The following is a 12,272-nucleotide window of genomic DNA, read 5'->3' as shown; positions in this document are numbered from 1 at the left end:
ATGTACTACCCCACCACCAAAGGAGTTGGATCGCCGGTGAATGCAAACATTCTCGAGATGCGTTCGATCACGAAGACATTCCCCGGTGTGAAAGCGCTGTCGGACGTCACCCTCAACGTCGCCCGCGGCGAGGTCCACGCCATCTGTGGCGAAAACGGCGCGGGCAAGTCGACCCTGATGAAAGTCCTCAGCGGCGTCTACCCCCTCGGCACGTACGACGGCGACATCGTCTTCGAAGACAAGACGATGTCATTCCACGACATCCGAGAAAGCGAAGCTCACGGGATCGTGATCATCCACCAGGAACTCGCCCTGAGCCCGCAGCTGTCGATCGCGGAAAACATCTTCCTCAACAACGAACAGCGCGGCGCCTTCGGCCTGATCGACTGGAACAAGACCAACGCGGAAGCAGCGAAACTTCTCGCTCGGGTCGGTCTTCGCGAAAACCCGACGACGAAGATCAAGAACATCGGCGTCGGCAAGCAGCAGCTCGTCGAGATCGCTAAGGCACTGTCGAAGCGAGTGAAGCTCCTCATCCTCGACGAGCCGACCGCGGCCCTCAACGACGAGGACAGCGACCACCTGCTCGACCTCATCCTGCACCTCAAGGGGCAGGGGATCACCTCAATCATCATCAGCCACAAGCTCAATGAGATCAAAAAGGTCTCCGACTCGGTGACCGTCATCCGCGACGGCAAGACTATCGAGACGATCACCAAGGCCGAGGTGACCGAGGACCGGATCATCAAGGACATGGTGGGCCGCGACCTTGAGCACCGGTACCCCGACCACACCCCTCACGTCGGCGAGGAGGTGCTGCGCGTGGAGAACTGGACGGCGCATCACCCCCAGGACCCGACACGGGTGATGGTCGACAACGTCAACCTCAACGTGCGGGCCGGCGAGATCGTCGGGATCGCCGGTCTCATGGGAGCCGGACGCACCGAGTTCGCGATGAGCCTCTTCGGCCGCTCCTACGGCAGCAGGATCACCGGCAAGGTCTTCAAGAACGGCAAGGAGATCAAGGTTCGGGATGTCTCGGAGGCGATCAGCAACGGCATCGCCTACGCGACCGAGGACCGCAAGACCTACGGGCTCAACCTCATCGACGACATCAAACGGAACGTCTCGATGGCGGCACTCGGCAAGCTCTCGAAGTACGGCCTCGTCCACGACAACGAGGAATTCAAGGTCGCGAACGAATATCGCAAGTCGATGAATATCAAGGCGCCGACCGTGCTCGCAAAGACGGGCAAGCTCTCGGGCGGAAACCAGCAGAAGGTCGTGCTGAGCAAGTGGATCTTCTCCGACCCCGACGTGCTGATTCTGGACGAGCCGACGCGCGGAATCGACGTGGGAGCGAAGTACGAGATCTACACGATCATCAATCGGCTGGCTGCGGAGGGGAAGGCCATCATCGTCATCTCGTCCGAGCTGCCCGAGCTTCTCGGCATCTGCGACCGCATCTACGCGATCTCCGAGGGCAGGATCACCGGCGAGCTGCCGATCGAACAAGCGAACCCCGAAGCACTCATCAAACTCATGACCATGGAGACGCCTCGCTGACGGGCGGGCGATTCACAAAGGAGCATTCACGCCCATGACTGACACCAAGCCGGCCTCCACAGAGACAATCGGGCCACCCGAAAACCGATTCACCGCTCCGCTGACCCACATCCTCGCCGACCTCGGCAAGAACGGCATCTTCCTCGCCCTGATCGCGGTCATCATCCTCTTCTCGATCACGACCGACGGGATCCTCCTGCGACCGCAGAACATCTCGAACCTGATCGTGCAGAACGGCTACATCCTGATCCTCGCGATCGGCATGGTCCTCGTGATCGTCGCCGGGCACATCGACCTGTCGGTGGGGTCGGTGGCCGCGTTCGTCGGGGCGGTATCGGGCGTCTTCGCGGTGCAAATGGGGCTGCCGTGGTGGCTCTCAATCATCCTGTCGCTGCTCGTCGGCGCTGTAGTCGGAGCGTGGCAGGGCTTCTGGATCGCCTATGTGGGTATACCCGCGTTCATCGTGACTCTCGCCGGCATGCTCATCTTCCGCGGCCTCGCGCTTGTGGTGCTGGGCAATGCCAACATCGGCTCGTTCCCGTCGGAGTACCGCGCGCTCGGCAACGGGTTCCTGACCGACCTTCTCGGCGCCTATCAGGTCGACCCGGTGACGATGGGCATCGCGGTCATCGCGATCATCGCCCTCGTGTTCCAGCAGATCCGAACCCGCCGCGGTCGCCTGCAGTACGCGCAGGAGGTCGAGCCCCTCGTCTGGTTTATCGCGAAGCTCGCCCTCATTATCGCCGGCATCGGATTCTTCGCCTACGCCCTCGCCACCTTCAAGGGCATCCCGATCACCCTCATCGTGCTCGCGGTGCTCGTGATGATCTATGGGGTGCTGACAACCAAGAGCGTGTTCGGGCGCCACATCTACGCGATCGGCGGCAACCGCCACGCGGCCGAGCTCTCGGGTGTCAAGACCCGCCAGGTCGACTTCTGGATCTTCGTCAATATGGGCTTCCTCGCGGCGCTCGCGGGCCTCGTCTTCACCGCGCGGCTCAACCTCGCCGGGCCGAAGGCGGGTGAGGGCTTCGAGCTGGAGGCGATCTCCGCCGCATTCATTGGTGGGGCGGCGGTGCAGGGCGGGATCGGCACGATCGCCGGTGCCATTATCGGAGGCCTGATCATCGGTGTGCTCAACAACGGTATGTCGATCATGGGCATCGGAATCGAGTGGCAGCAGGCCGTCAAGGGCCTCGTGCTCCTGCTCGCGGTCGCCTTCGATGTGTTCAACAAGCGCCGCTCCGGAGGTCGCTAGCACCATCTCCCCGCGACGAGCCCTGTTCCTTTCGGAGCGGGGCTCGTCGTGCAGTACCCTCGCAGCGTAGGAGGGATCGCCATGATCGCAGCGGACCGAAGCACCGATCACGCACCGGATAGCCGATGACCGCGAGGCTGACGGTCGTTATGGCGCCCGATTCGTTCAAGGGCACCGCGACCGCCGTCGATGCGGCCGCGGCACTCGCGGTGGGCTGGCACGCGGTCAGGCCGAGCGACGAGGTTATGCTCGCTCCGATGGCGGACGGGGGCGAGGGCACGATCGACACGATCGCGGCCGCCGTCCCCGGAGCGCGACGGATGCCGGAGCGGGTCCAGGGCCCGGTCGGGCGCGGCCATGACGGGCTGGTGGATGCGGAGTGGCTGCTGCTGCCAGGGACCTGGCCCGGCGAGGGACCCACCGGCGTCGTCGAGCTTGCCGCCGCGAGCGGCATCACGCATCTCGACCCGCTGGCACCGATGGCCGCACATACTCGCGGGTTCGGGCAGCTCATCGAACGGGCGCTGGAGGCCGGCGTGGACCGGCTGCTGCTCGCGATCGGCGGCAGTGCCTCGACCGACGGCGGTACGGGTGCGCTCGCCGCGCTCGGTGCCCGGTTCCTCGACGACGCGGGCGTGGAGGTTCGGCCCGGCGGCGCAGGCCTCCGCGATATCGAGCGGGCCGACCTGTCCGCGCTCCTCCCCCTTCCCGCAGGCGGGGCGGTCGTGCTGGGCGACGTCACGAACCCGCTGCTTGGAGAGAAGGGTGCCGCCGCCGTGTTCGGGCCGCAGAAGGGGGCGACGCCCGCCCAGATGGCCGAACTCGATGCGGGACTACGACGGCTCTCTGGCGTGCTTTCCGTCGACCCGGAGACACCCGGCGCGGGCGCCGCGGGTGGCACCGGATTCGCGCTGCTCGCCTGGGGCGCCGCGATGACGCCGGGTGCCGCGGCCGTCGCCGACGCGATCGGCCTTGCCGACAGCATCCGCTCGGCCGACGTCGTCATCACGGGCGAGGGCAGGTTCGACGACCAGTCGAGCGGCGGCAAGGTGCCCTCGCGCGTGCTCGCACTCGCCGACACGGGCGGGGCCGCAGCGATGCTCGTCGCCGGCCGCATCGATGCCGATACTCACGGCTTCGCGGCGTCCGTCTCCCTGTCCGACCTCGCGGGAGGCACGGATGCGGCGCTCGCCGACCCGCTCCGATGGCTGCGGGCGGCCGGGGAGCTGCTCGCGGGTGCGCTCTGACGCGCTCTGGACTACCGGGCTCCGAGGATGTGCTCGGTAGCGAGCTGGTTGAGGCGAACGAAGCCGAAGCCTTTGCCCCCGAAGTACGCGTCGGTGTCGAATGTCTCGTAGGAAGCCGTATCCGCGAGTAGGTCGGCGTAGCTCTCGCCGGCGGAGAGGGTCGGCTCGTTGATCTCGTGCACGCGCGCGCTCGCGAGGGCCTCCTGCACCTCGGGGTCGGCGCGGAAGGCCGCGGCGCGCTCCTTGAGCAGCAGGTACATGCGCATGTTCGCGGCCGCCGAGTCCCAGACCCCGACCGCGTCCTCGGTGCGGCTGGGCTTGTAGTCGAAGTGGCGCGGCCCGTCGTACGACGGACCGCCGTCCGGACCGCCGTTCTCGAGCAGATCGACAAGCGAGAACGCGTTCGCGAGGTCGCCGTGGCCGAAGACGAGGTCCTGGTCGTACTTGATGCCCTTCTGCCCGTTGAGGTCGATGTGGAAGAGCTTGCCCTGGTAGAGCGCCTGGGCGATCCCGGCGGTGAAGTTGAGCCCGGCCATCTGCTCGTGGCCCGTCTCCGGATTGACTCCGACGAGCTCGGGACGCTCGAGCGTCTCGATGAACGCGAGCGCGTGGCCGAGGGTGGGGAGCAGGATGTCGCCGCGGGGCTCGTTCGGCTTGGGCTCGATCGCGAACCGGATGTCGTAGCCCTTGTCGGTCACATAGTCGCCGAGCAGGTTGACCGCCTCGCGGTAGCGCTCGAGGGCGCCGCGGATGTCCTTGGCGGCGTCGTACTCCGCGCCCTCGCGCCCGCCCCACATGACGAACGTCGTCGCGCCGAGCTCGGCGGCGAGGTCGATGTTGCGCAGTACCTTTCGGATCGCGAAGCGCCGCACGGCCCGGTCATTCGAGGTGAAACCGCCGTCCTTGAACACGGGAGCGCTGAACAGGTTGGTCGTGATCATTGGCACGATGATGCCCGTGTCGGCGAACGCCTGCTTTGCGCGGTTGATCTCCTTCTGCCGCGCGGCGTCGCTCGACCCGAATGCGAACAGGTCGTCGTCGTGGAAGGTGAGTCCGTAGGCGCCGATCTCGGCGAGCTTGTGCACTGCCTCGACGACGTCGAGGTGCGGCCTCGTCGGTCCGCCGAACGGGTCGGCGCCGTTGTAGCCGATGGTCCAGAGCCCGAAGGAGAACTTGTCGTCGCGGGTCGGGGTGAGAGTCATGGCGGTACCGTCCTTGGGCTTCGTCGTTGATTTGTGGGGGACGGAAACATATTAGCGGGGGAATGCCGAACCTTGCACCGATTGTCGCCGCGGCACAGGGCGGCACGGATGGATGCTGTGGTTCGGCCGCGTGCGTCGGGTCGCGGCCTTCGCTGGTGATGTGTTGCGATGGGTTGGGGTCGCGTAGTTGTTTCGGCTGGTTGAGTCGGTCGGGTACCTGTTTCTGTTGGTTGGGCGGGTCGCGTAGCGACTGTGGCGAAACCTGGCCGTGCCCGTCCTGTGGTCATTGCAGTGCTGGTGTGGGGAGTTTTCCGCCGCGTTTGGGTGTTCGGGTGGGGTCGATGTGTGGGGGTGGGGTGAACCAGGGGGTGTTGTCGGTGATCTGTACGGTCCATCCTTTGTGGATGATGTGGTGGTGTCCGGTGCATAACAGGATGCCGTTGTTGAGGTTTGTTGTGCCTCCGTGGGACCACCAGTGGATGTGGTGGGCTTCGGTGTAGGAGGGTGGTCTGCCGCAGCCGGTGATGGCGCAGCCGCCGTCGCGTTCGGCGAATGCGATTCGTTGGGCGCGGGTGAATAGTCGTCTCCCGGTGCCGAGGTCGAGGATTTGGCTGTTCCCGCCGAGGACTGCGGGGATCAGTTCCGCGTCCGCGGCAAGCCTGCGGGCGGCACCAGCCGTGATGGGGTCTTCGACTCCGTCGAGGTGTGCTGCGCCGAGGCCGGATTGGAGTTGTTCCAGGGTCATCCGGATGATCAGGGTGGTGTGTGGGAGGGGTCCTGGTGCGGTGGTGCAGCCCATCATGTGCCGGGCCACATCGATCAGGGCGTCGGCGGCGATCCGAGGGATCGTCCGCGGGTCGGGGAGCTCGACATGGTGGTCACCGCACGCGTCCCGGTCGAGACCCTCATCGCCCATGCCGTGGCCGTGGTCGTGGCCGCCGGCGGTCCCCGCAGGTCCTGTCGGGTCGGTGTCGAAGCGGACGGCGCGGAGGGCGTCGCCGACCATCGCGTCGATCATGGTGCGCACATATCCGGCGCCGAGGGGGTCGAGGTCGATCGTGCAGCGCTCCAAACCGTTGCCCTGTTTGCTCCAGCGCAGCGACCGGGCCGCGATCAGTGCCTCCTCCCGCGGTGCGATCCCATCGGTATCGAGCGCGTCCCGCCAGGAGATCGACAGCTTCCGCACCGTGTCCGCCGGATGAGACGCGGCGAAGGTGACCAGTTCCTCCTCCGCCGCGACCAGGTGTACCGGCAGGGCGCGGGGGGCGGCCTGGGTCAGGGAGGTGATGATCGACTGGGCCGCATCCACCTGCACCACCGCGCTGTTCACCGCATCCGCGACCAGCGGGAACGGGGCGGGGAGGCGCTCCCCGAGCAGGGACACCGGTGCGGTGGTCGCCTCACCCAACCGGACTGTTCTGCCGGCCTCGGCCAGAGTCACCCGACCCAGTTCCGTGATCAGGGAGGCAGGAGAGGTATGCCCGGAAGACTTCGCCAGGCCGCCCTGCCCGAGCGAGGGGCGCGAGCGCACACTCAGCTCCCCCGCCGCACGCACCAGCAGGGCATCGACGTGTCGTTTGAGGTCGTAGCCGGACTGGATCGCCCGCACCAGCCCCGCATCGGACATTGTTTCCACATCAAGCTGGGACGGAGCGACCGAGATCGCGCCGAACGATGCTCCGGCGGTTGCACCGACCGAGACGGCTGCAGCCGCTGCGCCGGATCCTGCTCCACGAGCATCGGGCGGCCGGGCATCGGGGTGTTCGCCGACCCGGGCGCCGAACCCGGTGAGCGCACCAGCCCACACCGACGCGAACGCAATAGCGCTGTCAATGAGGGGATCGGTTGCTTTGGACATACCCACATAGTGACAGGCACCACCGACATTCCAACCGACACCAAACCACACCCTGATCTGGGATATTACCTGTGGACAGCCCTCCACGAGCAGGGCCTGTGGAGGAGAAGACGCCGGCTCGCAAGTGGGGGGCGATACGCGCGCCAGAGCGCGCTGCTCAACCCGCAGCAGCAACCAGCAGCCACCAGCAGCGACCACGCAGCCACCAGCAGCGGGTCGCGCTCCGCTCGGCATCCGGGCGCGGAATATGAGCCCGCGGGGCGACGCGACTACGATTACAGCGACATCTGACGGCCACAGGTGGAAAGGCACTCCTGCGATGACAACCCACGGCAGCCCCGACTACCGCGACTCCGGGCTCGAGTTCCCCGCCGACTTCCTGCTCGGTTCGGCTACTGCGTCGTACCAGATCGAAGGAGCCGTCGCAGAGGACGGCCGCGGCCCGTCGATCTGGGACACCTTCAGCCACACGCCCGGACTCGTCGTCAATGGCGATACCGGCGACGTCGCCGACGACCACTACCACCGGCTCGACGAGGATCTCGACATGATGAAGGGCCTCGGCCTCGAGGCCTACCGGTTCTCGATCGCCTGGCCGCGCATCGTGCCCACAGGCTCCGGCGCGATCAACCAGGCCGGCATCGACTTCTACTCCCGCCTTGTCGACGGGCTCATCGCACGCGGAATCAAGCCCATCGCCACGCTCTACCATTGGGACCTGCCGCAGCCGCTCGAGGATGCCGGCGGCTGGCCCAACCGTGACACCGCCTACCGGTTTGCCGAATACGCGGCGGTCATCGGCCAGGCGCTCGGCGACCGAGTCGAGACGTGGACCACGCTCAACGAGCCGTGGTGCAGCGCCTACCTGGGATACGGCTCCGGCGTCCACGCTCCCGGCCGCACCAACGGCGCGGACGCGCTCGCGGCCGTCCACCACCTCAACCTCGCCCACGGGCTCGCGCTCACCGAACTTCGCAAGGTCGTGACGAACGACCCCGACTTCTCGGTGACCCTCAACCTGCACGTCGTTCGGCCCGGAGCGGATGACGCGGGCGACGCGGTTCGCCGCATCGACGCGCTCGCGAACCGCGCCTTCACCGGGCCGATGCTGCGCGGGGAGTACCCGGCCGATCTCCTCGCCGACACCGCGGGAATCACCGACTGGGCGTTCGTGCTCCCCGGAGACCTCGAGGCGATCAACCAGAGCATCGATGTTCTCGGCGTCAACTACTACTCCACCGCGACCGTCAAGCCGTGGGACGGGGTCTCCCCGAAGCAGAGCGCCGACGGGCACGGCACGTCGGTCGGCTCGCCCTGGCCAGGCAGCGAGGACGTCGAGTTCATCGCGCAGCCGGGGCCGTACACCGAGATGGGCTGGAACATCGCCCCCGACGGGCTCGAGGATCTCCTCGTCTCGCTGCACGAGCAGTTCCCGGCGCAGCCGCTCATGGTTACGGAGAATGGTGCCGCGTTCCCCGACGTCCTCGACGAGGGCCAGGTGCACGACGCCGACCGCATCGACTACCTGCGACGCCACTTCACGGCCGCGCACCGCGCGATGGGTCACGGCGTCGACCTGCGCGGCTACCAGGTGTGGTCGCTCATGGACAACTTCGAGTGGGCCTATGGCTACACGAAGCGGTTCGGCATCGTCTACGTCGACTACGAATCCCTCGAGCGAACCGTGAAGGACAGCGGCCACTGGTACGCCGAGCTGGTGCGCACGCACCGGATTCCGGCCTGAGCAGTGGCGGCTCCGGGCGATGGGGCGCCCGACACCGCCTCCGTCGTGCCGCGGCGCGGAAACAGCAACGACCTGGTGCGGCGCCACAACCTCTCTGCGGTGCTCCGGCTCGCGCACCACGATCCGTCGGTGTCCCGCTCCCAGCTCACGAAGCAGACAGGCCTGAACCGGTCGACGATTGCGGCGCTGGTCGGTGAGCTCGCCGAGCTGGGCCTCGTTGTCGAGTCCGACCCGGACGGGAGCAGGCAAGTCGGCCGCCCGAGCCCGATCGTCGCGCCGCACCCCGGAGTGCTCGCGATCGCGGTGAACCCAGAAGTCGACTCCGTCACGATCGCCCTCGTGGGTCTGGGCGGCCGGGTGCTCCGCCGAATTCGCCGCGAGGCGACAATGCCGACCGTCGTCGACACCGTCAGCATCGTGGCCGACGCCGTCGTCGAGCTCCGCGCCGATGCCGAGCGGTCCGCCCGCCTGGTCGGGATCGGCGTGGCCGTGCCCGGGCTCGTGCGCGCGAGCGACGGCGTTGTGCGCTTCGCGCCACACCTCGGGTGGACGGATGCGCCGCTCGCGCGGCTGCTCGTCGACGCGACCGGGCTCCCCGCGGCCGCCGCGAACGACGCCGGGCTCGGAGCGAACGCGGAGCACATCTTCGGCGCTGGCCGCGGCCACAGCGACATGATCTACCTCAACGGCGGCGCGAGCGGGATCGGTGGTGGCATCATCGCCGGCGGACGGCCGATCCGCGGAGCGGGCGGCTACGCGGGGGAGTTCGGGCACACGCTCGCCACGAGCCGCGACGGCCGTGACGCGAGCGGCGCGCCCGGAAGCCTCGAGCTCGAGGTGCGCCGCTCCCTGCTCCTCGACGTGCTCGGAATCACGACGGCCGACGCCGACGAACTCGACGCCCGGCTGCTCGGCTCGGATGCCCCGGCCGTTCGCGTTGAGGTCGAGCGCCAGCTGGCCTTCCTCGGCGTTGCGCTGCGCAACGTTATCGACATCCTGAACCCCCAGCTCGTCGTGCTCGGCGGATTCCTCGGCTCGCTGCACGCAGCGGCACCCGGCAGGCTCGAGGCGCTCGTCGCCGATCAGGCCCTGGCCGTCCCGTTCGACGAGGTGCGCTTCTCCCGTGCCGAACTCGGATCCGACCTCGTGCTCGTCGGGGCGGCCGAGCTGGCTTTCGCCCCGCTCCTCGACAACCCGGCGGGCGTCGAAACGGTTCCAGCGTGAAGTTCAGCGCCCCCGTTGTGCCGGAGGGGGAATAACTCGCGCCCGCGAGAGCTTGGGTTAAACGCGCGCTCACTGTGAACTGGGCGGCATCCCCCACGCATAGTCGCGCCGGCAGCCACGGCCCGGCCGGCGCGCGGCGTGCCACGTCTATGAAGAAGAACCGAGGAATTTCTCTGTGAGCATCGCGACCAGGCCGACAGCCGTCGTACACCCCGGCGCCCTGCTGACCCGTCGCCAGCGAATCGTCTACATCCTGATCCTCGGCGCTCTTGTCGCCCTCGGGCCCTTCACGATCGACCTCTACCTGCCCGCCTTCCCGGTCATCGAGGGCGACCTCGGAATCTCGCAGGCGGCGGTGCAGCTGACCCTCACGGCGACCACTATAGGCTTCGGCGTCGGCCAGCTGCTCGTCGGCCCGTGGAGCGATCGCGTCGGTCGCCGCCTCCCGCTCATCGTCGCGACATCGCTGCACGTGCTTGCGAGCATCGGGGTTGCGCTTGCCCCCGACATCGGCTGGATCGCGGTCTTCCGTGTGCTGCAGGGTATGGGCGCCGCGGCTGGCGCCGTCGTCGCGATGGCCACCGTGCGCGACCTGTTCGGCGGGCAACCCCTCGTGCGGATGCTGTCGAGGCTCGCTCTCGTCACCGGCCTCGCCCCCATCCTCGCGCCGGTCATCGGCTCGCAGCTGCTGCTCGTGCTCGACTGGCGTGGCGTGTTCTTCTTCCTCGCCGCCTACGGCGTGCTCGTGCTGCTCTCCGCGATCTTCTTCATCGTCGAGACGAGGCCTAAGGAGTCGCGCGAAACGTCGGACCGCACGATGGCCCAGCGATACGGGGCGATCTTCCGCGACCGAATCTTCATCGGGGTCGCGGTCATCGGCGGCATGTCCTTCTCGGGCCTGTTCGCGTACCTCAGCGCGTCGCCGTTCCTGTTCCAGGACCTGTATGGCCTCAACCCCCAGCAGTACGGGCTGCTCTTTGCCGTGAACTCCGTCGGCATCGTGATCGGCACCCAGACATCCGCCCGCCTCGCCCGCATCGTGGGGCCGCAGTGGATCCTCGCCTTCTCGACGGCCGTCGTGTTCGTCTCCTCCTCGGCGATCGTCGTCCTTGACCTTGCGGATGCCGGACTGCTGGGCGTTCTCGTGCCGCTCTGGTTCTTCATCACCGCCGTCGGCTTCGGGTTCCCGATGGTGCAGGTGCTCGCCCTTGCGGGCCACGGCAGCGAGGCCGGCACCGCGGCATCCGTTCTCGGCGCCCTCAACTTCGGCCTTGCGGGCCTTATCTCGCCGATCGTCGGACTCTTCGGCGTCAGCGCGTTCGTGATGGGCCTGGTGATGGCGTCGACGGCGTTCGTCGCGGTGCTCTCGCTTTGGTTCATCGTGCAGCCGAAAACGGTGCCTGAACTGTCCCGCTGACGCTTCGCAGGGGAGTGGGGTTAGCGTGGAACCTATGACCGAGAACAGGCCGAGGACCCGTTACGCCGCCGAGCAGGCGATGAAGAGCGAGGTGCGGGTCACCCAGCGCTGGCCGCTGTTCAGCGGGATCGCCGCGGTCGTGCTGGCGGCGGTGCTCGGTGCCGTGATCGCCTACCGGGCGAACAATATGCCGTTCGGGTTCGACACCGAGTGGATGAACGAGATCCTCGAGGACCGCAATACCGTCTGGGAGGTGCCTGCCCAGCTCATGAACACTCTGGGAGGGGGGCTGTTCGGCGTCATCATCCTCCCGGTCGCGATCGTCGTGGTGCTGTTGATCATGAGGGGCAAGTGGGCGGCGCTCTACTTCGCCGCCGCCAGCATCCTGAGCGCCGGTCTCGTGCAGCTGCTTAAAAACGCCTTCGCCCGCCCGCGCCCGGAAGACATGCTCGTTACCGCTGACATCGGATCTTTTCCCTCTGGCCATGTCGCGAACGCTGCGACAATGGCGGTCGTGCTCGGGTTCATCCTGCATCGAACCTGGGTCTGGATCGCGGGATTGGTCTACGCGATCCTCATGATGGTGAGCCGCACCTATCTCGGCGTGCACTGGGTGAGCGACACCGTCGGCGGCCTCGTTCTCGGCGCCGGTGTCGCGGTCATCCTGTGGGCACCCCTCGCGCATCGGCTGTACGTGGAGCGGTACAAGCCGATTGTCGCCCAGGCCTGACTGTTGGCGGCCATTTCGCGGTCACC

The 12,272-nt window shown here is 67.3% G+C and carries 9 protein-coding genes; 7 read left to right on the top strand and 2 right to left on the bottom strand.

The annotated features are described in order from the left end of the window. Nucleotides 1–36 precede the first annotated feature (36 nt). The 3 genes from mmsA to BHD05_RS00570 all read left to right on the top strand — a co-directional run bounded on the left by mmsA (nucleotide 37) and on the right by BHD05_RS00570 (nucleotide 4,071). Nucleotides 37–1,566, top strand: coding sequence for a multiple monosaccharide ABC transporter ATP-binding protein (gene mmsA, locus BHD05_RS00580; protein WP_161884713.1), 1,530 nt, complete (start codon nucleotides 37–39; stop codon nucleotides 1,564–1,566). Between the two features lie 34 nt (nucleotides 1,567–1,600). Next, nucleotides 1,601–2,824 (top strand): multiple monosaccharide ABC transporter permease, encoded by a 1,224-nt coding sequence (mmsB, locus tag BHD05_RS00575; RefSeq protein ID WP_161884712.1) that lies wholly within the window; start codon nucleotides 1,601–1,603, stop codon nucleotides 2,822–2,824. A gap of 125 nt (nucleotides 2,825–2,949) precedes the next feature. Next, complete coding sequence (locus BHD05_RS00570; protein ID WP_161884711.1) at nucleotides 2,950–4,071, top strand: glycerate kinase; 1,122 nt, start codon at nucleotides 2,950–2,952, stop codon at nucleotides 4,069–4,071. Between the two features lie 11 nt (nucleotides 4,072–4,082). On the opposite strand, the gene xylA is transcribed toward BHD05_RS00570, so the two are convergent. Together xylA and BHD05_RS00560 are read right to left on the bottom strand one after the other, a co-directional pair. Then, nucleotides 4,083–5,273 (bottom strand): xylose isomerase, encoded by a 1,191-nt coding sequence (gene xylA / locus BHD05_RS00565; RefSeq protein WP_161884710.1) that lies wholly within the window; start codon nucleotides 5,271–5,273, stop codon nucleotides 4,083–4,085. A 283-nt stretch (nucleotides 5,274–5,556) separates the two neighbouring features. Continuing rightward, on the bottom strand, nucleotides 5,557–7,131 hold the full coding sequence (locus tag BHD05_RS00560) for an HNH endonuclease signature motif containing protein (RefSeq protein ID WP_161884709.1): 1,575 nt from the start codon (nucleotides 7,129–7,131) through the stop codon (nucleotides 5,557–5,559). 319 nt (nucleotides 7,132–7,450) lie between these two features. On the opposite strand from BHD05_RS00560, the gene BHD05_RS00555 reads away from it, so the two are divergent. From BHD05_RS00555 to BHD05_RS00540, 4 genes are all read left to right on the top strand, one after another. Continuing rightward, nucleotides 7,451–8,875 (top strand): GH1 family beta-glucosidase, encoded by a 1,425-nt coding sequence (locus tag BHD05_RS00555; RefSeq protein ID WP_161884708.1) that lies wholly within the window; start codon nucleotides 7,451–7,453, stop codon nucleotides 8,873–8,875. A 3-nt stretch (nucleotides 8,876–8,878) separates the two neighbouring features. After that, the gene (locus BHD05_RS00550) at nucleotides 8,879–10,099 is read left to right on the top strand and encodes an ROK family protein (protein WP_236966593.1); all 1,221 of its coding nucleotides are present in this window, start codon (nucleotides 8,879–8,881) and stop codon (nucleotides 10,097–10,099) included. Between the two features lie 175 nt (nucleotides 10,100–10,274). Further along, nucleotides 10,275–11,516: a multidrug effflux MFS transporter gene (locus BHD05_RS00545; RefSeq protein ID WP_202614250.1), complete on the top strand. Its 1,242-nt coding sequence runs from the start codon at nucleotides 10,275–10,277 to the stop codon at nucleotides 11,514–11,516. Nucleotides 11,517–11,550: 34 nt separating this feature from the next. Continuing rightward, nucleotides 11,551–12,246, top strand: a complete 696-nt coding sequence (locus BHD05_RS00540; RefSeq protein WP_236966592.1) for a phosphatase PAP2 family protein — start codon at nucleotides 11,551–11,553, stop codon at nucleotides 12,244–12,246. The last annotated feature ends 26 nt before the right edge of the window (nucleotides 12,247–12,272 follow it).

The organism is Marisediminicola antarctica (genome assembly GCF_009930795.1).
Lineage (GTDB): Bacteria > Actinomycetota > Actinomycetes > Actinomycetales > Microbacteriaceae > Marisediminicola > Marisediminicola antarctica.
This window is presented reverse-complemented; position numbering and strand designations above follow the sequence as displayed.